This is a genomic window from Rhodococcus sp. NPDC049939, from assembly GCF_040656415.1.
Taxonomy (GTDB): domain Bacteria; phylum Actinomycetota; class Actinomycetes; order Mycobacteriales; family Mycobacteriaceae; genus Rhodococcus_F.
Genome location: NZ_JBFAMC010000003.1, coordinates 102,396 through 128,189 on the forward strand (window position 1 = coordinate 102,396; position 25,794 = coordinate 128,189).

General features: G+C 64.3%; 24 protein-coding genes. 9 read left to right on the top strand and 15 right to left on the bottom strand.

Annotation, left to right across the window (positions count from 1 at the left end):
- Nucleotides 1-2 precede the first annotated feature (2 nt).
- Nucleotides 3-2,543, bottom strand: coding sequence for a trehalose-phosphatase (otsB, locus tag AB0I57_RS12715; RefSeq protein WP_358335210.1), 2,541 nt, complete (start codon nt 2,541-2,543; stop codon nt 3-5).
- Nucleotides 2,544-2,611: 68 nt separating this feature from the next.
- On the bottom strand, nt 2,612-3,250 hold the full coding sequence (gene kstR, locus AB0I57_RS12720; RefSeq protein WP_358335213.1) for a cholesterol catabolism transcriptional regulator KstR: 639 nt from the start codon (nt 3,248-3,250) through the stop codon (nt 2,612-2,614).
- A 93-nt stretch (nt 3,251-3,343) separates the two neighbouring features.
- On the opposite strand from kstR, the gene AB0I57_RS12725 reads away from it, so the two are divergent.
- From AB0I57_RS12725 to AB0I57_RS12750, 6 genes are all read left to right on the top strand, one after another.
- Nucleotides 3,344-5,506, top strand: coding sequence for an acyl-CoA dehydrogenase (locus AB0I57_RS12725; RefSeq protein WP_358335216.1), 2,163 nt, complete (start codon nt 3,344-3,346; stop codon nt 5,504-5,506).
- Between the two features lie 81 nt (nt 5,507-5,587).
- Nucleotides 5,588-6,628, top strand: a complete 1,041-nt coding sequence (locus tag AB0I57_RS12730; RefSeq protein WP_358335219.1) for an acyl-CoA dehydrogenase family protein — start codon at nt 5,588-5,590, stop codon at nt 6,626-6,628.
- The gene (locus AB0I57_RS12735) at nt 6,613-7,764 is read left to right on the top strand and encodes an acyl-CoA dehydrogenase family protein (RefSeq protein ID WP_358335222.1); all 1,152 of its coding nucleotides are present in this window, start codon (nt 6,613-6,615) and stop codon (nt 7,762-7,764) included. Before AB0I57_RS12730 ends, AB0I57_RS12735 begins: the two co-directional genes overlap by 16 nt.
- Nucleotides 7,765-7,778: 14 nt before the next feature.
- Complete coding sequence (locus tag AB0I57_RS12740; RefSeq protein ID WP_358335224.1) at nt 7,779-8,825, top strand: bifunctional MaoC family dehydratase N-terminal/OB-fold nucleic acid binding domain-containing protein; 1,047 nt, start codon at nt 7,779-7,781, stop codon at nt 8,823-8,825.
- A complete protein-coding gene (locus AB0I57_RS12745; RefSeq protein WP_358335227.1) occupies nt 8,822-9,247 on the top strand; it encodes a MaoC family dehydratase in 426 nt (141 codons plus the stop codon). Before AB0I57_RS12740 ends, AB0I57_RS12745 begins: the two co-directional genes overlap by 4 nt.
- Nucleotides 9,244-10,413: a lipid-transfer protein gene (locus AB0I57_RS12750; protein ID WP_358335230.1), complete on the top strand. Its 1,170-nt coding sequence runs from the start codon at nt 9,244-9,246 to the stop codon at nt 10,411-10,413. Before AB0I57_RS12745 ends, AB0I57_RS12750 begins: the two co-directional genes overlap by 4 nt.
- Before the next feature lie 32 nt (nt 10,414-10,445).
- Here the strand turns inward: AB0I57_RS12750 and AB0I57_RS12755 are convergent, their stop codons facing one another.
- The 11 genes from AB0I57_RS12755 to AB0I57_RS12805 form a co-directional block, all read right to left on the bottom strand.
- Nucleotides 10,446-10,886 carry a nitroreductase/quinone reductase family protein gene (locus AB0I57_RS12755; RefSeq protein WP_358335233.1) on the bottom strand — a complete coding sequence of 147 codons (441 nt, stop codon included), beginning with the start codon at nt 10,884-10,886 and terminating at the stop codon, nt 10,446-10,448.
- A 273-nt stretch (nt 10,887-11,159) separates the two neighbouring features.
- Complete coding sequence (locus AB0I57_RS12760; RefSeq protein WP_358335236.1) at nt 11,160-11,609, bottom strand: SRPBCC domain-containing protein; 450 nt, start codon at nt 11,607-11,609, stop codon at nt 11,160-11,162.
- The gene (locus tag AB0I57_RS12765) at nt 11,609-11,965 is read right to left on the bottom strand and encodes a metalloregulator ArsR/SmtB family transcription factor (protein ID WP_358335239.1); all 357 of its coding nucleotides are present in this window, start codon (nt 11,963-11,965) and stop codon (nt 11,609-11,611) included. The genes AB0I57_RS12760 and AB0I57_RS12765 overlap by 1 nt, the downstream gene beginning before the upstream one ends.
- 155 nt (nt 11,966-12,120) lie before the next feature.
- Nucleotides 12,121-13,602 (bottom strand): aldehyde dehydrogenase (NADP(+)), encoded by a 1,482-nt coding sequence (locus tag AB0I57_RS12770; protein WP_358335242.1) that lies wholly within the window; start codon nt 13,600-13,602, stop codon nt 12,121-12,123.
- A gap of 10 nt (nt 13,603-13,612) precedes the next feature.
- Nucleotides 13,613-14,614, bottom strand: a complete 1,002-nt coding sequence (locus AB0I57_RS12775; protein ID WP_358335245.1) for a proline racemase family protein — start codon at nt 14,612-14,614, stop codon at nt 13,613-13,615.
- Between the two features lie 27 nt (nt 14,615-14,641).
- Complete coding sequence (locus tag AB0I57_RS12780) at nt 14,642-15,559, bottom strand: dihydrodipicolinate synthase family protein (protein WP_358335248.1); 918 nt, start codon at nt 15,557-15,559, stop codon at nt 14,642-14,644.
- A 60-nt stretch (nt 15,560-15,619) separates the two neighbouring features.
- Nucleotides 15,620-17,038 carry an FAD-dependent oxidoreductase gene (locus AB0I57_RS12785; RefSeq protein ID WP_358335251.1) on the bottom strand — a complete coding sequence of 473 codons (1,419 nt, stop codon included), beginning with the start codon at nt 17,036-17,038 and terminating at the stop codon, nt 15,620-15,622.
- Nucleotides 17,023-17,373 (bottom strand): (2Fe-2S)-binding protein, encoded by a 351-nt coding sequence (locus AB0I57_RS12790; protein ID WP_358335254.1) that lies wholly within the window; start codon nt 17,371-17,373, stop codon nt 17,023-17,025. The genes AB0I57_RS12785 and AB0I57_RS12790 overlap by 16 nt, the downstream gene beginning before the upstream one ends.
- A complete protein-coding gene (locus AB0I57_RS12795; protein WP_358335257.1) occupies nt 17,370-18,551 on the bottom strand; it encodes an FAD-dependent oxidoreductase in 1,182 nt (393 codons plus the stop codon). Before AB0I57_RS12795 ends, AB0I57_RS12790 begins: the two co-directional genes overlap by 4 nt.
- Nucleotides 18,552-18,643: 92 nt before the next feature.
- Nucleotides 18,644-19,327 (bottom strand): GntR family transcriptional regulator, encoded by a 684-nt coding sequence (locus AB0I57_RS12800; protein ID WP_358335260.1) that lies wholly within the window; start codon nt 19,325-19,327, stop codon nt 18,644-18,646.
- 65 nt (nt 19,328-19,392) lie between these two features.
- Nucleotides 19,393-20,880 (bottom strand): alanine/glycine:cation symporter family protein, encoded by a 1,488-nt coding sequence (locus tag AB0I57_RS12805; protein WP_358335263.1) that lies wholly within the window; start codon nt 20,878-20,880, stop codon nt 19,393-19,395.
- 347 nt (nt 20,881-21,227) lie between these two features.
- On the opposite strand from AB0I57_RS12805, the gene AB0I57_RS12810 reads away from it, so the two are divergent.
- Nucleotides 21,228-22,184 carry an ATP-binding cassette domain-containing protein gene (locus tag AB0I57_RS12810; protein ID WP_358335266.1) on the top strand — a complete coding sequence of 319 codons (957 nt, stop codon included), beginning with the start codon at nt 21,228-21,230 and terminating at the stop codon, nt 22,182-22,184.
- On the top strand, nt 22,181-22,999 hold the full coding sequence (locus AB0I57_RS12815; protein WP_358335269.1) for an ABC transporter permease: 819 nt from the start codon (nt 22,181-22,183) through the stop codon (nt 22,997-22,999). Before AB0I57_RS12810 ends, AB0I57_RS12815 begins: the two co-directional genes overlap by 4 nt.
- Here the strand turns inward: AB0I57_RS12815 and AB0I57_RS12820 are convergent.
- The gene (locus AB0I57_RS12820; RefSeq protein WP_358335272.1) at nt 22,919-23,593 is read right to left on the bottom strand and encodes a nucleotidyltransferase family protein; all 675 of its coding nucleotides are present in this window, start codon (nt 23,591-23,593) and stop codon (nt 22,919-22,921) included. The two genes, AB0I57_RS12815 and AB0I57_RS12820, sit on opposite strands and share 81 nt — an antisense overlap.
- Before the next feature lie 153 nt (nt 23,594-23,746).
- Between AB0I57_RS12820 and AB0I57_RS12825 the strand changes: the two genes are divergently transcribed.
- Nucleotides 23,747-24,688 carry an alpha/beta hydrolase gene (locus tag AB0I57_RS12825; RefSeq protein WP_358336412.1) on the top strand — a complete coding sequence of 314 codons (942 nt, stop codon included), beginning with the start codon at nt 23,747-23,749 and terminating at the stop codon, nt 24,686-24,688.
- A 110-nt stretch (nt 24,689-24,798) separates the two neighbouring features.
- Here AB0I57_RS12825 and AB0I57_RS12830 read toward each other — a convergent pair whose 3' ends face one another.
- Nucleotides 24,799-25,692, bottom strand: a complete 894-nt coding sequence (locus tag AB0I57_RS12830; RefSeq protein ID WP_358335275.1) for a LysR family transcriptional regulator — start codon at nt 25,690-25,692, stop codon at nt 24,799-24,801.
- Between the last annotated feature and the right edge of the window lie 102 nt (nt 25,693-25,794).

The window sequence follows — 25,794 nt, forward strand, 5'->3', positions numbered from 1 at the left end:
CCTCAGGCCAGTAATTGGGCGCAGCGCAGCAAGCCCAGGTGGCTGTATGCCTGAGGGTGGTTGCCCAGTGATCGTTCCGCGACGGGGTCGTATTCCTCACTGAGAAGTCCGGTTGGTCCGGCCGCTGCGACCAATTGTGCGAACAGCGCCTCCGCGTCGGACCGTTGACCGATCAACAGGTACGCCTCGACCAGCCAGGCGGCGCAGAGGTGGAACCCGCCTTCTTTGCCGGGCAGTCCGTCGTCGTGGTGGTACCGATACACCGTTGCACCGCTGCGCAGTTCGGCCTCGGTCGCGGTGACGGTCGCGGCGAATCGCTCATCCGACGGATCTATCAGGCCCGACAGTCCGATGTGCAGGGTGGCGGCGTCGAGATCGGTGCCGTCGTAGGCGGCGGTGAAGGAGCGAACTTCGTCCTTCCAGCCCTTCTCACGCACTTCCTCGGAGATTTTGTCGCGCAACGGAATCCATCCGGGCTCGACGTCACGGCCGAAGACCTTCGCCAAGGTGACCGCACGGTCGACGGTGACCCAACCCATCACCTTGGAATACACGTGGTGCCGCGGATTGTCGCGAATCTCCCAGATTCCGTGATCGGGTTCGAACCAGCGGCGGTCCACGGCCTCGACCATGGCGCACACCAGTTCCCAGTCGCGGTCGTTGAGGGGCGTCTCGGCGCCCTGCCTTTCGCGCGCGTGGGCCAGATCGGAGATGAGTTCCACGATGGGACCGAATACGTCGAGTTGCACCTGCTGATTTGCCGCGTTGCCGATGCGGACGGGACGTGAGCCGGCGTACCCGGGCAGTGAGTCGATCACGGCTTCCGGGGGCAGCCCGGTCCCGTAGATCGTGTAGAGGGGGTGTAGGCGTTCAGGGCCGGGCAGTGTCTCGAGCACATCGTGCACCCAGTCGAGAAAGCCCTCCGCTTCTTCCAACGAACCGAGGCTGACGAGCGCGGATGCGGTGAGTGCGGCGTCGCGGAGCCAACAGTATCGGTAGTCCCAGTTGCGGACGCCGCCGATCTCCTCCGGTAGAGAAGTGGTGGCCGATGCCAAGATCGATCCGGAGTCGACATGTACCAACCCTCGCAGGGTGAGCGCAGAGCGCTTCATCAGGTCGGGCTTCAAGGCGGGAAGAGTGAGCTGCTTCGCCCAATCCGACCAGTACGATTCCGATTGTGCTCGACGGTCTGTTTCGGGAGTGGCGGAAGGGCCGAGGTCATCTGTTCCACAACGCAATTCCAAGATGACAGGGCCATTGGACGGATCGACCACAGCGTGAGCGGTCTGCTGGTTGCCATCCGAAACGATGTTCCACTGCACCCCTGGGGAGCGCAGCACGATCGGGTCGTTGATGCCGTGCACGCGCAGTCCTTCTGCGAGCACCTCGATCATGACCTGGCTTTGGCCGAACTCGGGCCGAGGTGAGAAAGTCACGACGGCGGCGGCCTGACCGGTGATCACACGGGTCAGGTCCGTGCGGCCCTGTTGCACGTCGTGGGGCAGGTAATCGGTCACGGCGAGGCTGGCCCACCGTGTCTGTACGGTCATCGTGCTGTCGATGTACCGCTGGCTCAGCGGCAAGGCGCTGCGGTGTGGACCGACGGTGAAGTGACCGGCTTCCGTCCCGCCGAGTAGGTGAGCGAACACCGATGCCGAGTCGGGCTCAGGGTGGCACAGCCAGGTCAAGGTCGCATCGGGTGTAACGAGTGCGACGGTCCTTGGGCTGGCGAGCATGGTGAGGCGCTCGATCGGTGGAGCGTGCGCCCCGGATAGCCAGGTGCGACGCTCTTCGAGAAGAAACGCGAGAGCGGTGGCCACGTCTTCGGTGCTGGACACTCGGAATTCTGCGAGGCTGTCACCCGGACCGACTTTCACGCCTATGTCCGGACCTTGGAGTCGGCGAAAGGCCTTCTCGTCGGTGACGTCATCGCCGAGGAAGACGGCGGCGGTGGCGCCTTCTTGGTGGCGGATCAGGTCGAGAGCGTATCCCTTGTCGGTGGCGACGACGGCCAGCTCGACGACGGACTTGCCCTCGGTGACCTCCACACCTATTCGCTGCCCGGCATCGGCATGAACCGCGGCCAAGGCCTTGGCGCCTTCCTCAGGATCGGCGTTGCGCACGTGGAGGGCCACACTCGCCGGCTTGGTCTCCACCGAGGTACCCGGATGTAAGGCCGAGATCAGCTGGAGTTCTTCGGTGATTTCGCGGAGTAGCCGTTTTGCATCGGAATCGATCGCATGGATGAATCCGATGTCGAATTCCGAGCCGTGGCTTCCGACGAGTTGAACCTCGGCGGGCAGTCGTGACAGAGCGGCGAGATCTTTCAGTGCACGTCCCGAAATGACGGCGGCCGTGGTGCCTGCAAGGCTGGCCAGTGCTCGGAGCGCACGCACCGATTCGGCATGGGGATAAGCCTTCTCCGGATCGGCGACTATCGGAGCCATCGTGCCGTCGTAGTCGGACGCCACGAGCAAACGAGGGGTACGCGCCACCCTCGAAAGGGCGCGGCGTAGTTCGATGGGCAGATCTTGGGCGCTCACATGTTCAAATCTAAGCGATACGACTGCGGTGAGCGCACCTCCGATCAGCGCTGTGCGCAGATCGCGTACTACTCGGGTCGGCGGCTTCCGTCGCCCAGCAGCAGATCAACTGTGAGTTCGAGGCGGTTCGCAACATCGGTCGCCGAAGACCGCCGTGTGAGCCAAGCCACCAGGTTCGACAGCCACACGTCGGAGATGACACGGGCAATGGCCAACTGCTCGGCGGTGGGCTCGGTGTCCGTCATGGCGCGAGCAAACAGGCGGTCCATCAACCTGCCCACCTGGTCCACCTCGGCGGCCGCAGAGGCGTCGGCGAACATGAATGCCCGCGTCATCGCCTCGGTCAGCAGCGGGTCACGCTGCATCGCCCGAGTGATCTGGCCGAGGATCAGCTGCATCCGCTCTAGTTGGTTGCGACCGGGAGGGTTCTTGCCTCGCGAATCGATGCGCTCGAACTCACGCGCGAGCGCGGACACCAGCAGGTGCACCTTGGATGGGAAATAGCGGTACAGCGTGCCCACCGCGACATCGGCTCGCTCCGCGACCGCCCGCATCTGCACAGCTTCGTATCCGCCCTTGGAGGCTAGGGCCAGGGTGGCATCGAGGATGCGCTTGCGCCGGTCTTTCTGCGCGTTGGAGCCGAGGTCGTCCTCGCCCAGCGTCGCCGCAGCGATCGGGGTGGACTGTGATCGAGAGCTGATCGTCATAACCTGTTTTCCTTCGTGCCTTGACTCATAGCCCAGAGCCATATTAGAACACGTTCTAGTGAATGTGTCATCCATGAGAGGCGGAGACCCGTTGTGACAATCGCCACCACCGAGGAGCAAAGGGCTGCAGCGGGCGCGATCCGCGCCTGGGCGCGGGCCACGAACCCACTGGCCACGGTACGCCTGGGGCCAGCAGATTCGTGGCGTACGACCTGGTCGTCCTTCGCTCCGCTCGGAACCTTTTCGGTTGCTGTGCCCGACGAGGTCGGCGGGTCGGGGGCCGAAATCGTCGACCTTGCCGCCATGCTCGAGCAGGCCGCGACCGAACTCGTGCCCGGTCCCGTGCTGTCCACCGCGCTCGCCGCTCTCGTGGTCGGGCGCAGTACGGGCGCCGCATCGAAACGGTGGTCTGCGGACCTTGCAGAGGGCGCGATGCCGTGCGCCGTGGTCCTCGGCAAGTCTCCGGCTACTGCGACGCGGAGTACGGACGGAGCGCTGACGGTCACCGGCGACGCAGGTTTCGCGATCGGTGGAGACGCAGGAGTGTCAGTGCTGCTACCGGCGGCAGTGGGCGACGAACTCGTGTGGTGCCTCGTCGACGGTGAGTCCGCCGGCCTGCAGGTCACGATCGCCGACCCGATCGACTGGAGTCGCCCGCTCGCGCGCGTTCGTTGCGAGGGTGTGACGGTCGCTCCCGATCGGGTGATTACGGGCTTGCGCGACGGGCTGGTCTCCGACCTCGCTACGACTTTGGCCGCGGCGGAAGCATCCGGCATCGCGAGCTGGTGTCTGCGAACGGCAGTGGAGTACGCCAAGATTCGGGAACAGTTCGGTAAGCCGATCGGATCGTTCCAGGCGATCAAGCATCTCTGCGCGCAGATGCTGTGCCGCGTGGAGCAGGCCGGCGCTGCGGCGTGGGACGCCGCAGTTGCAGCGGAAGATGCGTGGGATTCCGAGGGAGACGAATTAGCCATCGCTGGTGCGGTTGCCGCATCGGTAACGCTCGACGCCGCTGTCGACACGGCAAAGGATTGCATTCAGGTTCTCGGAGGGATCGGCTTCACCTGGGAGCACGACGCCCACTTCTACTTGCGGCGGGCGGTGTCGCTGCGGCAACAGCTCGGGGGCTCCACCCGATGGCGGGCGCGAGTGGCCGAACTGACTCGCGGGGGAGTGCGCAGGCACTTGTCGATCGACCTCAGCGACCTGGTCGACGAGCGCGCGCGGATCAGGGCCGAAATTGCCGAACTGATGGAGCGGCCGGAAGCCGAGCGTCGCGTCGCTCTCGCGGAGTCGGGCTATCTCGCCCCGCACTGGCCGAAACCGTACGGACGGGGTGCGCTCGCCGCGGAGCAGATCTTGATCGAGGAGGAGCTGGCGGCCGTAGGAGTCGGCCGCCCCGATCTGGTGATCGGCTGGTGGGCTGTTCCCACCATTATCGAGCACGGTAGCCCCGAGCAGATCGAGCGGTTCGCAATGCCGACGTTGCGTGGCGAGATCGTCTGGTGCCAGTTGTTCAGTGAACCCGGGGCGGGTTCCGATCTCGCAGCGCTGCGGACGGCCGCGGAGAAGGTCGAGGGTGGGTGGAAGCTGAACGGTCAGAAGGTGTGGACCTCGCTGGCGAAGGAAGCGGATTGGGCTATCTGCCTCGCCCGAACCGATCGCGACGCACCCAAGCACAAAGGCATCACCTATTTCCTCGTGGACATGACCAGCCCGGGAATCACGGTCTCGCCGCTCCGCGAGATCACGGGTGACGCTCTGTTCAACGAGGTGTATCTCGAGGATGTGTTCGTTCCCGACGAATTGGTGGTCGGCAATCTCGGTGACGGCTGGAAACTGGCCCGCACCACGCTGGCCAACGAGCGCGTCGAGATGGGCGGGGGATCGTCGCTCGGTGAGGACGTGGAGGAACTGCTTCGACTCGCGGGTGACTCCGACCCGGTAGTCGACGACCGATTGGGTCAGCTGATCAGTGATGCCCTCGTCGGATCACAACTCGAACTGCGTACAACGCTTCGGCAACTCGAAGGCCAGGATCCAGGACCCGAATCGAGTGTGCGCAAGCTTGTCGGCGTTCGCCAGCGTCAGGCGGTCGCCGAGTTCGCCCTGGAACTCGGTGGCGTCCAGGGCTGGGTGGAGGGTCCGCTGGCGAGGGAATTTCTCAATACTCGCTGCCTGTCGATCGCGGGTGGAACTACGCAGATCCTGTTGACGGTCGCGGCCGAGCGCATCCTCGGCCTGCCACGCGGTTGAGACGGACGAGATGGGGCTTTTGCGCGTCCGCCGATGGTGATACAACTAGAACACGTTCTAAATCGAAAGTGGGTTTTCGGCGTGGACTTCGCTCGAGATGAAACTCAAGAGGCCGTGGTGGAGGTCGCGGCCGGACTGCTGGCCCGCGACCTGGACGGCGACGCCCTCTGGGCGGCGTTCGCCGAAGCCGATCTGCTCACGCTCGCCTTGCCGGAACGACTCGGCGGCGAGGGTCTGACGGTCACGGACGTGGGCGCGCTCCTGACCGAGGTGGGACGCAAGTCCGCACCGATCCCGGCGCTCGCGACCCTCGGGTTCGGAGTTCTGCCCATCGTGGCGCTGGGTGACGCCTCGGTGCAGGATTCACTGCTCGCCGGGATGGCCGACGGACGTGTGTTCACCGCCGCGCTCGCCGAGCCCGGCGCCCAGTTCCCTGCCCGGCCGTCTGTGACCGCGGTCGCTGATGGAGATGCCTATCGGGTCACCGGGCGAGTGCTGGCGGTTCCGTTCGCCGAGAAGGCCTACCGGATCCTGGTTCCGACCGATGCAGGCGTTGTGCTGGTCGAGGCAGCCGCAGATGGGGTCACGCTCACCCCCACGCCGTCGGCATCGGGCAGTCCGGAGTTCGCGATCTCCTTCGACGGCGCTCGCGGCGAACTGCTGGCACCCGGCGAGGAGGCCGTTGCGACTCTCCACCGCATCGCGCTGGCTTCGATCGGAGCGGTTGCGGACGGGCTACTCGCGGGTGCGACAGCACTGGCCGGTGAACACCTCGCTACGCGGCAACAGTTCGGCAGGCCGCTCGCTACGTTCCAGGCGGTCTCTCAGCAGATTGCCGACGTCTATGTCACTTCCCGCACGCTCCACGTTTCGGCGCTCGCTGCGGCGTGGCGGGTGTCCGAAGGACTGGATGCACAGGACGACCTGGATGTCATGGCGTACTGGATCGCCGCGGAGGTACCTGCGGCCATGCAGGTGCTCCACCATCTTCACGGCGGTATCGGCGTGGACGTCACCTATCCGCTGCATCGGTACTACTCGACCGCCAAAGACCTGGCCCGCCTGGTGGGCGGCGCCTCGTACCGACTCGACCTCGTGGGGGCCCGGTGTTCATCGATCTGACAGACGAGCAGCGTGAACTGCAGGCGGAACTCCGACGCTACTTCTCCGGACTGATCAGCCCGGACGAGGCCATACGGATGCGTACCGAGCGGCATGGATCCACCTACCGCGAGGTAATCCGCCGGATGGGCAAGGACGGTTGGCTCGGGGTCGGCTGGCCGGTGGAGTTCGGGGGACGCGGTTTCGGGGAGATCGAGCAGCAGATCTTCGTCAACGAGGCCACGCGGGCGGACGTCCCGCTTCCCGCGGTGACTCTGCAGACCGTTGGCCCCACACTGCAGAAGTACGGGACGGAGGAGCAAAAGCGCAAGTTCCTTCCGGCGATCCTGGCCGGTGAGGTGCACTTCGCGATCGGCTACACCGAACCCGAGGCGGGTACAGATCTCGCGGCACTGCGGACCACGGCTGTGCGAGTGGGCGATGAGTACATAGTCAACGGCCAGAAGATCTTCACCACCGGCGGCCACGATGCCGACTATCTGTGGCTCGCTGTGCGGACAGGCTCGGCGGACTCGCGTCATCGGGGTATCTCGATTCTCATCATGGACACCCGCGACCCTGGCTACAGCTGGACGCCGATCATCACCTGCGACGGCGCGCACCACGTCAATGCCACCTACTATTCGGACGTCCGTGTTCCCGTCGAAATGCTTGTGGGTGAAGAGAATCAGGGTTGGAAGTTGATCACCACCCAGCTCAACCACGAGCGCGTCATGCTGGGGCCCGCGGGCCGTGTCGGCGGTCTCTACGATCGAATCCGCAACTGGGCTGCGGCACATGATCTGCTCGACGAGCCGGACGTCCGGCGCGCGCTCGGGGAGATTCATGCGACGTACCGGCTCAACGAACTACTCAACTGGCAGGTCGCGTCGAGCGACTCGGACGCCGTCGACGTCGCCGATGCGTCTGCGACGAAAGTATTTGCTACCGAACGTATTCAGCGGATCGGCAGGCTCGTCGAGGAGATCGTCGGGCGGTACGGTGACCCCTCGGAGCCCGAGACTGCCGACCTGATGACGTGGCTCGATATGCAGGTCAAGCGCAATCTGGTGATCACCTTCGGTGGCGGTGTCAACGAGGTGATGCGCGAGTTGATCGCGACCGCCGGCCTGAAGCTACCCCGAGTCCCGCGATAGGAGTGCCGCTTCACATGACTTCCGAACAAATTCTCGCTGCCGCAGAGGAGATTCGGGCAGCAGGTCCGAGTTCCCCACGCGCGGGGCGTGACCCGGTCAACCTGCCGATGATCCGCAACTGGGTGGAGGCGATCGGCGACAAGAACCCGATCTACGTCGACGAAGCTGCCGCACGGGCCGCCGGACACGACGGTATCGTTGCACCGCCGGCGATGGCGCAGGTGTGGACGATGCAGGGCCTGAATGCCGTTCGGCAGGAAGATGACCCACTCGGACTCATGACGAACATCCTCGATGAGGCCGGGTTCACGTCGGTGGTGGCGACCAACTCCGATCAGATCTACCACCGCTACCTGAAGGTCGGTGAAGAGGTCACTATCTCAACCACGCTCGGGGAAGTTGTCGGGCCCAAGAAGACGGCACTTGGTGAGGGTTGGTTCTACACCACCCACGCTGTGTGGACCGTCGCGGCTGAGGACGGCACCGACGAGGTCGTGGCCGAATCGCTGTTTCGCATCCTGAAGTTTGCGCCCGAACCGAAACGCACTGATCCAGGTCCGCATTCCGACGGTCAGACTGTATCGACGTCGCAATCGGCGAACGGTCAGGGCGTGCCGGTCGGTGACCTGGACCCAGCGAAGATGATGCGCCCCGGTGCATCACCGGACACACAGTTCTTCTGGGACGGTGTGGCCGCGCACGAGTTGCGGATCCAGAAGCGTGACGACGGATCGCTGCAGCACCCGCCGGTGCCCGCGCTGTGGAAGGACAAGTCCGAGACGACGGACTACGTGGTGGCCTCGGGTCGTGGCACCGTCTTCAGTTTCGTGGTCCATCGCGCACCGAAGGTCCCCGGACGATCGCTGCCATTCGTGGTGGCCCTCGTCGAACTGGAGGAAGGCGTCCGCATGCTCGGCGAGCTTCGCGGGGTACCGCCAGAGGAGGTGGAGGTCGGGATGCCGGTCGAGGCGATCTACCTCGACTTCCCAGGAGACGACGACACCGGCGGTGCGCCGTGGACGCTGCATGCGTGGCAGCGCAGAGCGAAGGAGCAGTCATGACATCCACCCTCGAGGTTGCAGTGGGAACGACACTCCCGGAGCTGTCGATCAAGGCGGCCCCCACGTTCGTGGTGTCGGCCGCGATTGCGACCCGCGACTTCCAGGACGTCCACCACGACCGTGACCTCGCGCAGCAGCGTGGGTCGAAGGACATTTTCGCCAACATCCTCACCGATACCGGACTGGTCCAGCGGTTCGTCACCGAGTGGGCGGGCCCGAGAGCCGTACTCAAGTCGATCGCGCTACGACTGGGGGTGCCCTGGTACGCCTATGACACCTTGACGTTGAGCGGAACGGTGACATCGGTAGACGACGACGGCGTCATCACCCTCGACATCGTCGGCCGCAACGGTCTCGGCAATCACATCACATCGACGGTGACCCTGGTCATGAACGATCAGAGGAACGGAGCGGGCGCATGAGCGGGCTATCGGGTAAGGCTGTGATCGCCGGTATCGGCGCCACCGACTTCTCGAAGAACTCCGGCCGCAGCGAATTGCGACTCGCGGCAGAGGCTGTCACCGCGGCACTCGAGGACGCCGGCCTGACTCCCGCCGATGTCGACGGGCTGACGTCGTTCACAATGGATACCAACACCGAAGCGGCCGTTGCCCGTTCGGTGGGAATCCCGGAACTGACATTCTTCAGCCGGGTCCACTACGGCGGCGGGGCCGCGTGCGCAACGGTGCAGCAGGCGGCAATGGCCGTTGCGACCGGTGTCGCCGAGGTGGTAGTTGCCTACCGAGCATTCAACGAACGGTCGGGGATGCGTTTCGGGCAGGTGAACTCCGGTCTGGTGGGACAGGTGAACTCCTCCGGCACGGATAACGCCTTCTCCTACCCGCACGGCCTGTCGACACCGGCGGCGTTCGTTGCAATGGTTGCTCAGCGGTACATGTACGAATACGGCGCCACGAGTGAGGACTTCGGCCGGGTCGCCGTGACCGACAGGAAGCACGCGGCCAACAACCCCGACGCGTTCTTCTACGGAAAACCGATCACCCTCGAAGACCATCAGAGCTCGCGCTTCATCGCGGAACCGCTGCATCTGCTCGACTGCTGCCAGGAGTCCGACGGCGGTGTCGCGATCGTGATCACCTCGCCGGAGCGTGCTCGGGATCTGAAGCACAAGCCGGCCGTGATCGCTGCGGCCGCCCAAGGAAGCGGCAGCGACCAGTACATCATGACCAGCTACTACAGACCTGAACTGGCAGGGTTGCCCGAGATGGAACTCGTGGGTGGGCAGTTGTGGCGGCAGGCGGGCCTCGGACCCGAGGACATGGACGTGGCCGTGCTGTACGACCACTTCACGCCATACGTATTGATGCAACTCGAAGAACTCGGCTTCTGTGGTCGCGGTGAAGCCAAGGACTTCATCGGCGACGGTGCGCTCGAACTCGACGGAGTGCTACCGCTCAACACCCATGGCGGTCAATTGGGTGAGGCCTACATTCACGGCATGAACGGTATCGCCGAGGCTGTGCGCCAGATTCGTGGGACATCCGTGAACCAGGTCTCTGATGTGCAGAACGTCCTCGTCACCGCCGGGACCGGTGTTCCCACGTCGGGGCTGGTGCTAACGGCATAGGAATCGACCGGCGAGGAGGTGTGCGAGTCGAGTCATTCCGGTATTCGGTTGAGCGCCAATACTGGAATGGTGCGGATACCGGCGGTCTTCTCCGCGTACCCGGTGAATCGGGGGTAGCGGCGGGCCTGTTCGTCGTAGATGCGGTCTCGTTCGTCGCCGGTGACCTCGTTGACGGATACGGAATATTTTTCGGTACCGCGCTCGACCTCTGCCGTGCCGGCGGCGACGAGGTTGTAATACCAGGCGGGATTTGTCGGCGCGCCTGCCTTCGAGGCGAAGACGTAAATTTTGTCCGGAGTGGACTCGTCCGGCATGTACATCGTGGGGGATACCATGGCGCGTCCCGACTTTCGACCGCGGTGGTGCAGCAGCACCAGCGGCGCCCCTTCGAACTCCCCGCCGACGCGGCCCTCGTTGGCACGAAATTCCGCGATTATGTTTGCGTTCCAGTCATCGTGGTTCGGCCTGCTCAATTGGTCTCTCCTCGTCTTGTGTGTGAGTTGCCCGGATTGGACGAGCGCGAGCTAAGTGCGCTGGACATCGATCTCTCGGCAGAGACGATCTGCGAAGGTGGCATGGACTTCAACCTCGCCGCGTCAGTGTCGGCCAACTCAACGTACAGCATTTCGCCTCGACTATTTCGGTCATTTGCCGTGGTGCTGCGGACGAGGGGAGAAGCGGACGAACACTACAGCGCAAGGCGTTCGTCGAATCTCACAATCAATCGGTGAGCAGTTCGGGCAAGATCAGAGCGCGGTGGCGAGGTTGTCGAGAGCCGCCGAGAGCCCTTCCCGAGTGCCGGTGATCATGTCGTCACCCACAAACGAGCAGATCTGCGAGACCACGGTGACCTCGGTCCCGATGTCATCCGGATCGAGGCTCCAGGTCACCAATGAGATGGCCAATGGTTCCGAGTTCAGCGATATCGCCTCGCTGTAGATAATGCGAACGTCCTCCTTGATGTCGAGGTAGCGGACTCGGCCAGTGAGTTCTGCCTGACCGACAGGCCCGCACCGGAAGTCGTCCACCCCGTCCACGTCGAACGAGGTGCTTTCGTACACCACCTCGTGCCCCTCGGGTGCCGTCCAGGAAGCACGCCGCTCGACGTCTGCGTAGGCCGCGAAGATCTTGTCGGGCAGCACCGCATAACTGCGGGCGACTACCACTGTGCTGTGACTCAGGGCGGGAGTGCTCATCAGGTTCCTTTCTGGTTGGTCTGATCTGTCGAGTCGGAGGCGGTCGGGGCACCGACCGCCTCGTCGAGCCGGTCCAGACGTGCCTCGTAGCGATTTCGTCTGCTTGCCGACCACCGCTCCAGGCGCGCAAATCCGTCTTTGCGTAGTTCGTGCACCCTGGTCCGTCCGGCCTTGCGTGATACGACCAGATCGGCCGACTCGAGGTGCTGCAAGTGTTGGACCACTGCGGCCAAGGACATATCGAGCGGTCCCGCGAGCGCCGATGTGGTCGCGGGACCGTAGACCAGACGCGTGACGATGTCGCGTCGGGCGGGATTCGCCAGCGCTTTGAAGACTGCATCGATGTCATCGGACACGCACAACCGTAGGCATAGGCGTTGCTGACAGTCAAGCAATCACTTAAGTATTACTCCACCGCGTCGTAGGAGAAGTCGCGGTTCAACTACCCGGGCATCTTTGAGGTGATACAGCGAGTGCAGTCAGCCGTCGCTGACACGGGTCTCGGTCGGTCTCAGTACCGTCCGGTCAGCGCGCCCCAACCGCTCGACAGCCCTGCCGGGCTGCGTCGCTGCGGCACCCCCCACGGGTTGTCGTCGCGTAGCGCGGGAGGAAGGAACGACTGCGGCGCATTCTGATAGCAGACCCCGCGCAGAAATCGCCCGATGGCGGCTGTGCCGACCGCGGTCGCGTCGCGCGTCGTCGCCGGGTACGGACCGCCGTGTTGCATGGCCGCGGTGACGGAGACCCCGGTGGGCCACCCGCCGAAGAGCACGCGTCCGCTGGTGCGGGACAGAACGTCGACGAGGACGCTCCAGGCTATCGGGTCTTCGTCCGGGCCGAGGTGCAGAGTCGCGGTCAGGTTGCCGGGAAACAGTCGCTCGGCGACCGAAGGGAGGATGCCTGGATCGTCGCCGTACTCGACGATTACCGACAGCGGCCCGAAACTCTCGTCCAGTACCGTGTTCATCGCGGCCTCGACGCTGTTCAGTGAAAGGACGGCCAATGTCGGTGTCGCCCACCCGAGGCCCTCCTCGTCCACCTCGACGCTGCCCTCGACGAGCACTTCTGTTCCGGGTGCGGCGAGCACCGTATCGCGGCGATCGCGGTAGCCGGCGGTGGTACCGGCGGTGAGCATGCGGTGTGCAGCGATGTCCTTTGCCGTGGTGAGCGTTTCGCGCAGCGGCTCGGCGTTCGGGACGAGAAGGAATCCCGGCTTCGTGCACAATTGCCCGCAAGACCCGGTAACGCTCGCCACGAAACCTTTGGCGAGCCCCTCCGGATCATTCTTCAACGCAGTCGGCGAAACGAATACGGGGTTGACGCTCCCGAGTTCGCCGTAGAAGGGAATCGGTACCGGGCGGGCAGCCGCGATGTCCGCGAGCATCCGGCCTACCGAGGTCGAGCCGGTGAAACAAGCGCCGCGGATGCGCTCGTCCTTCAGCGCGGCGACGCCCTCGTCGCGGCCGAAGAGAACTCCGAACGTGCCGTCGGGCATCCCGGCTTTCCGCAGTGCGTCCTGCACGATCCGTCCGGTGGCTTCACTGAGCCGCGGGTGTCCCTCGTGTGCCTTCACGATCACGGGGTTGCCCCCGGCGAGTGCGGCGGCGGTGTCGCCGCCCGCAATCGAGAACGCCAGCGGGAAGTTCGATGCGGCGTAGTTCAGCACCGGTCCCACAGGAACATTGACCCGGCGGACGTCGGGCCGGGGACCGACGGCGTACTCGGCATCGGGTTCGTCGATACGCGCATCGAGGTACGCGCCCTCGATCACAACCTCGGCGAACAATCGCAGCTGCTGCGTGGTCCGGTTCAGTTCGCCGCGCAACCGTGCCTCGGCCAGGCCGGTCTCCTGCTGTGCGAGAGCGATGACTTCGTCGCCCGCGGCGTCGAGCGCGTCGGCCACCGCGACGAGGGCGGAACCGCGTTCACGCGGTGCGGTGGCAGCGAAGAGTGGGAACGCGGAGGCCGCGTCTCGGATCGCATTGTCGGGCATGTCGTTCCTCCTAGAATTCGAACCCGGCGGGGAACGGGTCGTTGGGATCGAGCAGGTATTGAGCCGTGCCGGTAATCCAGGCGCGACCTGTGATCTCCGGTAGAACGGCGTCGTACTCACCGACTTGGGTGGTGTCGACAAGGCGACCGGTGAATTCCGAACCGATGAACGATTCGTTCACGAAATCCGTGTGCAGGGGCAGCTCACCGCGTGTGTACAGCTCGGCCATGCGTGCGCACGTCCCGGTACCGCAGGGGGATCGGTCGAACCAGCCCGGGTGGATGGCCATCGCATGACGCGAACGGACGGCATTGGACCCGGGAGCGATGAACTCGACGTGGTGTACGTGGTCGACACCGGTGATGGTCGGGTGCGCCGGTGGCGCTGTCGTGTTGATCGTGTTCATGATGGACAGCCCGGCGGAGATGATGTCCTGCTGCCGGGCTCGGTCGAACGGCAATCCGACAGAGTCCAGGTCCACCATCGCGTAGAAGTTGCCGCCGAACGCGAGGGAGTAGGGGATCGAGCCGTAGCCGGGAACGTCCAGAGTCCGGTCGAGGCGCTCGGTGAAGCTCGGCACGTTCGCGAGTGTCACCCGCGCCGCGCGTCCGTTCTCGACCCGAACCTTCGCGACGACGAGTCCCGCCGGCGTGTCCAGCCGGACCGTCGTCACGGGTTCGGTGACTTCGACCATGCCCGTTTCCACCAGGACGGTGGCGACGCCGATCGTGCCATGGCCGCACATCGGCAGGCAGCCGCTCGCCTCGATGAAAACGATGCCGTGGTCGCAATCGCTCCGGGTGGGTGGTTGCAGAATGGCACCGGACATCGAGGCATGACCGCGTGGTTCGTTCATGAGCAGGCGCCTGATGTGGTCGAGGTGTTCGATGAAGTACAGGCGGCGCTCGTTCATCGTTTCCCCCGGTATCACGCCTACCCCGCCGGTAATGACACGAGTGGGCATGCCTTCGGTGTGGGAATCGACGGCGTGGAATATCCGTGACGACCGCATGACGCTCCTGCCTCCGGCAATCCGGTGTCAGCGCCGCGCGATGGCGGCGAGGGCACGTTCGGTGTCGGCCTTCACCTGATCTGCCTGGGCATCGCTGAGCGGTCCGCGCGGGGGACGAGTGCGACCGCCGAAAGAGTTGCCGCAGATGTCCATCGACAGCTTGATCGCTTGCACGAACTCGGTGCGTGAATCCCAGCGGAAGACGGCGACGAGTTGCTGATACAGCGCCTTCGCCTCCAGCCACTTCCCGCTGACGCACAGCTCGTACAACTCGACCGCTTCCTTGGGGAAGGCGTTGGGGTATCCGGCGAACCAACCGACCGCGCCGTTGACCATGAGCTCGAAGAGAACGTCGTCCGCACCGGCGATGATGTCGATATCGCAGAGTTCGGAGATCTCGTAGACACGGCGCACGTCACCGGAAAACTCCTTCAGAGCCACCACTTCGGGGATCTCGGCGATCTGTGCGACGAGTGCAGGCGTGATGTCGACCTTGGTGTCGAAGGGGTTGTTGTAGGCCATGATCGGTATTCCGACCTCGGCAACCTTGCGGTAGTGCTCGACCACCTCGTTGTCGTTGGCGCGGTATATGGTCGGCGGCAAAACCAGGACGCCGTCGGCACCGTCGTCGGCCGCGTGACGTGCCCAGGTCTGTGCCTGGTGCCAGCCGACTCCGTGGGCTCCGGCGACTACGACGCCGCGCCCGTCGACCGCGTCGACCGCGACCTGCACGACCTTGCGGCGTTCGTCGTCGGTGAGCGAGGAATATTCTCCCAGTGAGCCGTTGGGGCCGACGCCGCGGCATCCATTGCTCATGAGGAAATCGACGTGTTCGCCGAATTTGTCGTAGTCGACGGTGAGACCGGCGGGAGCGGAAGCGTCCTCTTTGAAGGCCAGCGCGGTGGCGACGATGACGCCCCCGAGGTCGATGGTGGGTTCTGACATGGGTGCTCCTTCGGATTGGGTTCGGCTATCGGATTGTTCGGAATTGACTCGGTTCAGGACTCAGCTGGGTGACCGGGGCGCACGTGCGAGGTCGGCGATGCGTATCGGCGTCGCGATGGGTCGCCGATCGGTGGTGGCGCCGTCGGCGAACCCGTCACACCCGCGTGTGGCGAGGAGGATCTGCTCCACACTGCGCCCGCAGATTCGACCCTGACACAAGCCGAGACCGGCGCGCGTGTTGAGCTTGAGTGGTCGCAGGCCAGCCGAGTTGGTTGCCGCAGCGACCCGTGTCAGCGTGCCGGCGTCGACGTCCTCGCATCTGCAGACCACAGTGTCGTCGTGCAGCCAGTCGGGCCAGCCGTCGCCGATCACATGAGCTCTGGCGATGCGCTCGGCGAATTGTTCGGCGCGGGCGCGAGATCGGATGGCGCGCGTGATGTCGCGGTCATCGAGCGAGCCGCCCGCTGCCACCCAGCCGGCGATCTCACCTTGGGCGAGAGCCAGATCGACACCGCCTATCGTGGTGAGTTCACCGACCGCGAAGACGCGGTCGGCACTCGTGCGCTGGCTGGCATCGACGTGCACGAAGCGCCGCTCGGTGATCCGGCAGCCGGCAGCGATCGGGAGCTCGAGTCGCGGAACGAATCCATGACCGAAACAGACTGCATCACAATCGATTCTGCGCTCAGTCCCGGCGACGGCTCGCCAGTGCTCGTCGAGGGCCGCCACAGTAACTGCCTCCACCCGGTCGGTGCCGTGGACCGCGACGACTCCGTGACCGGTCCGGTACGGAACACGACCTCGAATGTGATGAGCGGCGTACTCGGCCAGTTCACCGATCTTGCGTGCGGCGCCGACCAGCTCCCACGGCCGGGCCAGCCAGTGCCGAGCGAGGGCACGCGACCGGGACGCTTCGTAGACCCCGACGACGCGGGCACCCGCCTGACCGAGGGAGGCGGTCACCGGAAGCAGGAACGGCCCGGATCCGGCGACCACGACGCGCCCACCGATCGAGACGCGCTCGCCTTTGGCCATCGCTTGGGCGGCGCCCGCGGTGAAGACGCCGGGGAGCGTCCATCCAGGCACCGGAAGGGCGCGGTCGTGTGCACCGGTGGCGAGGATCAACTGCTCGGGGACCAGGGCCTCGGTCTGCCGTCCGAAACCATCGGCCTCACCTTGCGCGAGGTTCACGCGTAGCCGGTTGTCAGCGGTGCGCTCGATCGCCCAGACCTCGGTCTGCATGCTGACGACGATGCCGGGATCCTCGCAGACCGCGTCGTGGAGCGTCCGGAAGGTGTCCCACCCGTGATGGAGGATGCCCTCCCGTGCGGACGGCCGTGAGGAGGGTAGGTGTCGCCAGTACTGGCCGCCGAGACCCTCTGCGGCGTCGATGATCCGCACGGTCGCAGCCCGTCGCCTCGCAGCCACCGCAGCAGCGAGACCCGCCGGACCGGCGCCGACGATCAGGATGTCTGCCACCGTGCATCCACCTCCTCGATCGGCCGCGGGAGCAGGTCGTGCTGGCGTTCGACGCGCTCGCCGCCGTGAACCCTTCGCCGGCACGCGCGAACATCGCGGTGACCGTCTACGGTCACGACGCAGTCGAAGCACACACCGATCCCGCAGAACAGGCCCCTGGCCTCACCGCGACTCGACGTCGTGCGCCATTCGAGCACGTTGTTGGCCAGCAGCACTCCCGCAATCGATTGTCCGCGGACCCCGTCGTAGTCGGCGCCTTCGAATGAAATCGTCACGCTGTCCGTGGGAGCGGGACGAATCGGATCCCGATCCGGGTCCACTGCGCGGGGAGTCATCGAGCCATCTCCTGTAGGTGCGGCGCGAGAGTGGGGCGATCGACGGCGAACGGTGCGGCGTCGACGGGCGGAACCTCACCGAGGATCTGTGCCAGAAGAATGTCGGCCGACGCGACGGATAGGCCGACGCCGGCTCCCTCGTGACCGGTCACGTGGTAGAGACCCGGTACACGGGGGTCCTCTCCGATGACCGGGAGGTGATCGGGCATGTAGGGCCGAAAGCCGCCGTAGGTGCGCAGGATCTGCATGTCGGCGAGAAAGGGGAACAGACGCATCGATTTTGCGGCGATCTCACGCACCACGTCGAGGTCGAGACGGTCGTCGAACCCTATCCGTTGCCTGGACGAACCGATCAGAACGTTTCCAGCGGAGGTGGATTCGATTACGGTCGACGTCTGAAGGTCGGCATCGCTCGACTGGGTGGCACCGACGTAGTCGGCGTCGTAGACCTTGCGGAAGATCCTGTGTGGCATCCGGGTGGTGACGAGCACCATTCCACGACGAGGCAGGACCGGAAGCGGCACTCCCAACCTGGAGACGACTGCACCGGCCCAGGGGCCGGCGGTGTTGACGACGATATCCGCATCGTGACGTCCGTTCGTGGTCGATACGCTGCCGATCCGGCCGTCGACGTCGCGCATCCCACCCACCACCTCCACCCCGGTCAGGATCTCGGTTCCGGCACGTCGTGCGGAGGCGAGCAGGGCCTCCGCGGCTGCGGCAGGCTGAACCTGCGCATCTTGCGGGTAGTGCACGGCGGCCGTGATGTCCCGGGTGAGAAACGGCTCGAGGTCCCCGGCGTCATCGACGGGCACTTCTCGCGCGTCGACCCCGGCCGCGCGCTGGGTCTGCGAGAAGGACTTCAGTGCCCCGGCCCCGACTTGGGTGGTCGCTACTACGAGGCCGCCTTTCCTCTCGTATTCGATGGAGGGGAAGCCCGGCCCCAACTCGTCTCGCAATTCATCACGCAGGGCGCACCACCGATCGGCGGCGTGCAGGGCGAGGGCGAGTTCGGGGCCGGGCTCCTTGTCCGAGACGAGAAGGTTTCCTTCACACATCGCCGAAGTGCCACCGACGGCCGCTCCTCGCTCGAGGACGACAACTTCGAAGCCTGCTCGCGCGAGAGCGCGTGCACATGCGGCACCGGTGATGCCGGCCCCGATGATGACAGCTCGCACGGCCACCTCCTCGCTAGTAATATATCACACATTACTAGTACGGCTGGGTCGGGATTCTCTAGAGTGCATGCGATTTCAGCAGGTCAGACGGGCTATGCCTGGCTATCCGGTGTCTCTTCCGTGCCGCTCCACCACCCGAGCACGTGCCCCAGATGCCGTTCCATGAGGGCCGCGGCTGCCGGTCCGTCGCCATCCTCGAGTAGGTCGAGCAGCTCCGCGTGTTCCTCGATGGATGCGGACAGTTGCTCGGGGGTGATCTTGGAAGCGATGCCGACCGTTCGGGTCCGGTCCCGCAACATACCCACTACGTCGACCACCACTGGATTGCCGAGGAGCCCGAGCAGTCCTAGGTGGAATTCGCGGTCCGAGCGGACATAGGTTGCGAAGTCCCGTTTGCGGGCCGAGTCACGAATTGCCTTGACCAGTGCCTCGAAACGAGGCCGGTGACTCGCAGTGAACACGGCCGCGAGCTCGATCATGGGCGGACACTCCAACAGCGTACGAGCCTGCACGAGGTGGCGGAGCTCGTCGCGGCCGACTTCGCGCACCCGAAAGCCCTTGTTCCGGACCGGAACCACGAAGCCGCGACGCGCGAGCTCGAGCATCGCCTCGCGCACCGGCGTCGCCGAAACTTCATACTGTTGCGCCAGCACGGGAACGGTGAGCAACTCCTGCGGCATGATCTGTCCGGCGATGATCGCGGCGGCGAGTGAGTCCTCGATCTGCTCGCGCAGGCTCTGCCCCGGCTCGATCCGGCTCGTAATCCAGCTTGTCACACTGCCTCCCATCGGATCGATGTGTGACACCTTACTCGTCCCGGCGGCTGCGCCATCGGTGCGTGCTATCCATCCAGAGACTTCGGGTGGATAGCGTTCTCGTCGGACACCTTGCCCCGATCGGCCGTTTCGACGCGACTCCCGGTGACCCAGAAGTCGGCGCCGGAGATGCCCAGGCGCGTAGGTTCGAACGTCGGATCGAGTCCTTGCTTGCGTTGCGCGTCGTAGTCGCGCATGACCTTCCACACCACCGGAGCCAGCAGCAGGATGGCGATCATGTTGAGCCAGCCGAGGGATCCGTAGCCGATGTCCCCGACCGCCCAGATGACATCGGCGGATTCAATGCATCCGTAGAACGTGATCGCCAGCATTCCGATCTTCAGGACCAGCTTCTGCGCGCCGTGGTCCTTCTTGAAGAGATAGGTCAGGTTGGTGTTCGCGATGTAGTAGAACGCCACCAGGGTGGTGAAGGCGAAGAAGAAGAGTGCGATGGCGATGAATCCGGGACCGTAGCCGGCGGTGATGGAGTCGACCGCGGCCTGTACGTAGGCCGGGCCTGCCTCGAGGTCGTTGTTCGACAACAGGATCTCCCCGCCCGGCGCCACGACGTTGTACGAACCGGTGATCAGGATCATGATGCCGGTCGCGTTGCAGACGACGACGGTGTCGATGAACACCGAGAACGACTGAACAAAGCCCTGTTTGGCTGGATGGGTCACCGAAGCGGCCGCAGCCCCGAACGTGCCCTCACCGACGCCCGCCACGTTGGAGAACACAGCGCGCCGAACACCCCAGGCCAATGCGGCACCAGCGATACCGCCGAAGATTTGATGAGCACCGAAGGCGCTGCTCAGGATCAGTTCGATGGTCGGCAGTACAAGCTCCGCGTTGAGCACGATGATGATTACCGATGCCAGGACGTAGCCGAGTGCCATGAAGGGAATCGCGACCTCCGCGGTGCGCACGATACGGCGGGTTCCACCGATGATCACGAACGCGAACAGTGCGGTCACCACCACCCCGGTCATCCAGACGGGAACCTCGAACGCACCCTCGAACGCTGACGCGATGTTGTTCGACTGCACACCGGGGAAGACGAAGCCGTAGCCCACCAGAGTTATCGTCGCGACGATCACTGCCAGCCACTTCAGCTTGAGGCCGTGCTCGATGTAGAACGGGATTCCGCCACGCTGTTCGTCGTCGATCTTGCGCTTGTACACCTGTGCCAGAACGGATTCGGCGAAGGCACTCGCGGACCCGACCAAGCCCACGACGATCATCCAGAAGAGCGCACCCGGCCCGCCCGCCGCGAGGGCGGTTCCGACGCCGGCCAGGTTGCCGACGCCGACTCGGCTCGACAGCGTCAAGAGTAGGGCCTGCGCCGGAGCGATACCTGCTGCGTCGGACTTCTTCTCGCGCATCACACGGAACATGTCCGGGATACGCCGAAACTGGACGCCCGCGGTCAGGGCGGTGAAGAACAGCCCTACGCCCAGAGCCAAATAGGCCATGGGGTTCCAGATGAGGTCGTTGATCGCCGTGAGAATTTCCATGTAGAACTTCCTTCTTCGGCGGTGTCCGTCGACGGGACCGTTGTCACCGTGCGCGAGCCTCGAGGGAGTCCAGGACGCCGTATGTACCGTGTGACATATTACATATCGCTTGTGAACGGCAGAGATGACGAAATCCGCTGGGCTGATTCGTCCCAGGACGTACCGGTAGGTTCGAGAGTGCGGACTAAGACAAACTTCTCGCTGTTCTCGTCGAGGGCAGCAGGTGGGTGCACAGCCGCCTCGGTAGCGTCGATATTCGAGTCGGAACGCGTGCGTCAGAAACCTCCCACAACCTGTCGGTGTCTCGAGTCACACTGGGTCGATATGCCAACGGAGGAGAACTATTGATGGTCGATGCAATTACTGCAGAGGGCCTGTTGAAGCGGTACGGCGACGTAACCGCACTCGCGGGGATCGATCTCGCGGTTTCGGCGGGAACGGTGATGGCTCTGCTGGGGCCGAACGGTGCAGGCAAGACGACGGCCGTGCGGGTGTTCACCACCCTTCTGGTTCCTGACGGGGGCCGCGCCGAGGTCGCGGGTCTGGATGTCGTCCGGGATGCGAAAGTGTTGCGTTCGCGGATCGGCGCGTCAGGGCAGTACGCCGCTGTCGACGAGTACCTAACCGGCTTCGAGAACCTCGAAATGGTGGGCCGGCTCTATCACCTCGGTGTCAAGCGCAGTCGGGTGCGTGCCCGCGAACTTCTCGAACAGTTCGATCTGGTCGAGGCGGGAGACCGCCCGGTCAAGGGCTACTCGGGCGGCATGCGCAGACGTCTCGACCTCGCGGGGGCTCTCGTCGCGGAACCGGAGGTGCTGTTTCTGGACGAACCGACCACGGGACTCGACCCCCGAGCCAGGCTGGGGCTGTGGAACGTTATCGACGAACTCGTCGCGAAAGGCACCACCCTCCTGCTCACCACGCAATACATGGAAGAGGCGGAGCGACTGGCGGATCAGATTGCGGTCATGGACCGAGGTTCCGTGATCGCTCGTGGAACTGCCGACGAGCTGAAGAACCGGGTAGGTGGTGAGCGCATCGAGTTGAGTGTGCGTGACGGGATCGATCTCCTATCGGTGCGCGAGGAACTGGTGCCGCTCGCTGCGGGCGACATCCAGATCGACGAGAGTGTCCGCCGCGTGACAGTGCCGGTAACCGGAGGGTCGGACACGCTCGTCGAGGCACTCGGCCGACTGTCGAACCGAGGCGTGAAGGTGTTCGACGTGGGCCTGCGTCGCCCGACACTCGATGACGTATTCCTCACCCTGACCGGGCGTGAGGCCGAACAGGAGAAGGTCTCATGACCGTGCCGCAGACCGCTTCCGTGAACACCGCGCTCGCCGATGGGCTCACCATCGCCAAGCGCAACATCATCAAGATCAAACGCGTACCCGACCTCATCGTGTTCACCACGTTGTCGCCGATCATGTTCGTGCTGCTGTTCGCCTACGTGTTCGGCAGTGTCATCGAGATTCCGGGCATGTCGTATCGAGAGTTCCTGATTGCCGGAATCTTCACTCAGACAGTTATTTTCGGGGCCACCTGGACGGGCCTCGGCATGGTCGAAGATCTACAGAAGGGGATCATCGACCGGTTCCGTTCGCTGCCGATGGCTCCGTCCGCCGTTCTCGTGGGCCGCACATCCACAGATGTGCTCATCAATGTGGTGAGTCTCGTCGTGATGTCGCTGACCGGTCTCCTAGTGGGCTGGCGAATCAACTCGAGCCTGCCCGAGGCTGTCCTCGGGTATCTGCTCCTACTGCTGTTCGCCTATGCCTTGTCTTGGGTGATGGCGGTGGTGGGCATGTGGATTCGTACACCTGAGGTATTCAACAATGCGAGTTTCATCGTCATATTCCCGCTCTCGTTCATTGCGAACACATTCGTCGAGGCGGCGAATCTTCCCGGTCCGTTGAAGGTGATCGCGGAATGGAATCCGGTATCCGCAGTGACGCAGGCCGTGAGGGAACTATTCGGAAACACCAACCCTGCCATGACGGTTCCGGATGTATGGCCATTGCAGAATCCGATCATCGCCTCACTGGCGTGGTCGGCCGGGCTGCTCGCGGTCTTCGTGCCCTTCGCTATCCGGCGTTACAAGAAGGCGGTCAGCCGGTGAGTCGACGTCGCGCCCGGATCCGAGATCGGAGCAGTCGACCATTTCCACATCGTGTGCGATGAGATATTTCCTCGCACCGGTGTCGCCGGTAAGGCTGCGCTGCAACGGCATCCAATGTTCGCGGCCGATCAGGACAGGATGGCCGGGCGATTCGTTGTAGTGAGCCTGGCGCAGCGCCGACCTGGCGTTCAGTGGTGGCACGGTGGCCAGTCGTTCAACGGCGTCGGCACCGAGGTCGGGTAGGTCGACCAGCGTGATCACGACGGCGTCGAGATCTTCGAAGGTCGCGGCGGCTGCCAGCCCGCGACGAAGAGATGCGGACAGGCCCGATTGCCAGTCCTCGGCGATCCCGACGGAGACAGTGACGTCGTCGGGGATCAGGGCTTCGGCTTCTGTGGCGCGGGCGCCGAGCACCACGACGACGGGGTTGCATCCGGCCTGCGAGAGCACCCTGATACCGCGCTCCAGCCACGGCTGTCCGTCGTCACCGATGACAAGGGCCTTGGGCATTCCCATGCGCGAACCGGCCCCGGCCGCGAGCAGGACGCCTCCGACCGAAACCCTCGTCGAGGCCGTTTCCGAGTCGCGTGGCATACGTTCACAGTACTTTTTCTCGAGCGGGTGTTCTCGTTGAATGGTCGCAGGTCGGTGCGGGCGCAATGTACGGGAAGTGTGTGTTTTCGCCTTGGCACGCGCCTACACTGGCCGATGGGTTCGAGACGGCGTAAGCCGGGATGGGACGGACGCATGTTGGATCCCGAGAGGGTCGGAGAAGTTCCCAGGTTCACCGAGCGGTGGGGTGGCTCCGGCAGCGTGGGCGATATCGACGGACCCGTTCACTGGGTCGAATACGGCGATACCGACAACGGATCTCCCCCGGTAGTCATGGTTCACGGACTCGGTGGGTCACACCTCAATTGGGTCCGTGTCGCACCGCTGCTGGCGAAGCACACACGTGTACTGACAGTAGATCTCCCGGGTTTCGGCCTCAGCGAGGTCGGTCGACGCCAGGCAGGGATCGACGCCAACGCGATAGTGCTGCAACGCTTCCTTCAGGATGTCGTCGGTACGCCGGTGATTCTGATGGGCAATTCGATGGGTGGAATGATCTCGTCCTTCGCAGCGGCAGCGCACCCAGAGTCGATCTCCGGCCTGGTTCTCGTCAATCCTGCACTGCCGGTTGGGCAGCGGTTACCTGACCCGCAGGTCGCGTTGCAGTTCGCGCTGCAATTCATCCCGTTCGTGGGCGAAGGATACCTGCGATTCGCGAGTAGAAATCTGACCGACCGGCAGCTGGTGGAGCGGATGGTCGAGATGTGCTTCGCCGATCCGAGTAGGGCCTCTCAGGAGGTGCTCGAGGTGGCTACCGCCTTCACGGGATACCGGCGTGGGCTGCCGTCACAGGATGCGGCGTTCCTTCAGGCCAGCCGATCACTCTTGCTCACCCTGGCCCGTCCGGGCCGCTATCAGGATGCGATGCGGTCCATTCAAAGGCCGGTCCTCCTCATCCACGGGGACAAGGACAAGCTGGTGCCGGTCGCGTCCGCCCGGAAGGCTGCGGCAGCCAACGAGCGGTGGGACAGCGTGATCCTCAACGGCGTGGGGCACACGCCGCAACTCGAGGTCCCCGACACGATGCTCGATCACGTGATGACGTGGGTCGGCAAGCACGGTCTCATCGACGTCTGAAGCACGGAGCGCCCGTGTGAGTGTGCAGAAGTGCAGACGCCCACTCGACGTTAGGCTGCAGAACTGCGCACTCGTTCCGCCCAAAGGGGTTACATCCGAGGGATAGTCGTCTAGCTCGACTCTCCCGGCCCCGCGATCGACTGCGCGAGCGCGTTGAACAGGTGTGTGAGCTCCTGCCTGGTCACGGCTCCGCTCCGGATGACCGCGCAGACGGGAATTCGCAAGCGGTCGTGCGCCTCTCGCATGACGCGCAGTCCCCTTCGAGGAGTTGCGTCAGCGGTATCGGCGTAGAGCACGGTCCATGATCGAGGCGTGGTGAGCACATCGAGCGTGGCCGTGTGGTCGCTCGGAATGGATGGGCCGAGCTTCAATTTTTGCCCGACTTGACCGAACGCGTCCTCCATCACCGTGTGCAGCAGGATCTGGCTGCTCCGCGGCGGCAGGAGCAGGGGATACGGAGCCAGTTCGCTCAACTCCACCGTCGAGTTCCCGGCGAGCGGATGGTCGCTCGAGGTCACGATCACCAGATCTTCGAGTCCGAGTTCGACTGTCTCGAGCCCTGGCCGATCGACGCCGCCTCGAATCAGTGCGAGATCGACGTCGCCGGACGCGACCGCGGTCATCCGCTCGGTGAAGTCCTTGATGACGAACTCGATATCCAGCTGCGGGAATTCTTCGCGGACAAGTGATATCGCCTCCAGAGCTTGCGTGGCGAAGCTCATGCTCGCGCTGATGCGCAGCCGGTTGCGTGGGTCGAGGCCCACCGACAGTGCCTTCGTCTCGAGACTGATCATCTCGGCCGCGATCGGCATCAGTCGCTGACCCGCCTCGGTCAGTCGTGTGGCACGGGTCGAGCGTTCGAGCAACGTAGTGCCCAACTCGCGTTCGAGCTTTGCGATCTGGTGGCTGATCGCGGACTGGGAGATGAAACAGCGCTGCGCCGCACGGGAGAAGCTCTCTTCCTCGCCGACCGCGAGGAAGTAGTGAAGCTGCCGGAGTTCCATGTCTCGAGGCTACGTGTATTCCCGAAAACTTATGACAAATCGAGATAACACAATTTCGATTTCCCCTGCTCATTCGCGACTGGTTGCGCCCAAACCATAGGA

Excerpts from the sequence above, each read along its gene's own strand:
- AB0I57_RS12830 (WP_358335275.1), bottom strand. The coding sequence starts at position 25,692 with ATGGAACTCCGGCAGCTTCACTACTTCCTCGCGGTCGGCGAGGAAGAG.
- AB0I57_RS12760 (WP_358335236.1), bottom strand. The coding sequence starts at position 11,609 with ATGAGCACTCCCGCCCTGAGTCACAGCACAGTGGTAGTCGCCCGCAGT.
- AB0I57_RS12770 (WP_358335242.1), bottom strand. The coding sequence starts at position 13,602 with ATGCCCGACAATGCGATCCGAGACGCGGCCTCCGCGTTCCCACTCTTC.
- AB0I57_RS12825 (WP_358336412.1), top strand. The coding sequence starts at position 23,747 with ATGTTGGATCCCGAGAGGGTCGGAGAAGTTCCCAGGTTCACCGAGCGG.
- kstR (WP_358335213.1), bottom strand. The coding sequence starts at position 3,250 with ATGACGATCAGCTCTCGATCACAGTCCACCCCGATCGCTGCGGCGACG.
- AB0I57_RS12750 (WP_358335230.1), top strand. The coding sequence starts at position 9,244 with ATGAGCGGGCTATCGGGTAAGGCTGTGATCGCCGGTATCGGCGCCACC.
- AB0I57_RS12810 (WP_358335266.1), top strand. The coding sequence starts at position 21,228 with ATGGTCGATGCAATTACTGCAGAGGGCCTGTTGAAGCGGTACGGCGAC.
- AB0I57_RS12780 (WP_358335248.1), bottom strand. The coding sequence starts at position 15,559 with ATGTCAGAACCCACCATCGACCTCGGGGGCGTCATCGTCGCCACCGCG.
- AB0I57_RS12820 (WP_358335272.1), bottom strand. The coding sequence starts at position 23,593 with ATGCCACGCGACTCGGAAACGGCCTCGACGAGGGTTTCGGTCGGAGGC.
- AB0I57_RS12745 (WP_358335227.1), top strand. The coding sequence starts at position 8,822 with ATGACATCCACCCTCGAGGTTGCAGTGGGAACGACACTCCCGGAGCTG.
- AB0I57_RS12775 (WP_358335245.1), bottom strand. The coding sequence starts at position 14,614 with ATGCGGTCGTCACGGATATTCCACGCCGTCGATTCCCACACCGAAGGC.
- AB0I57_RS12790 (WP_358335254.1), bottom strand. The coding sequence starts at position 17,373 with ATGACTCCCCGCGCAGTGGACCCGGATCGGGATCCGATTCGTCCCGCT.
- AB0I57_RS12740 (WP_358335224.1), top strand. The coding sequence starts at position 7,779 with ATGACTTCCGAACAAATTCTCGCTGCCGCAGAGGAGATTCGGGCAGCA.
- AB0I57_RS12805 (WP_358335263.1), bottom strand. The coding sequence starts at position 20,880 with ATGGAAATTCTCACGGCGATCAACGACCTCATCTGGAACCCCATGGCC.
- AB0I57_RS12815 (WP_358335269.1), top strand. The coding sequence starts at position 22,181 with ATGACCGTGCCGCAGACCGCTTCCGTGAACACCGCGCTCGCCGATGGG.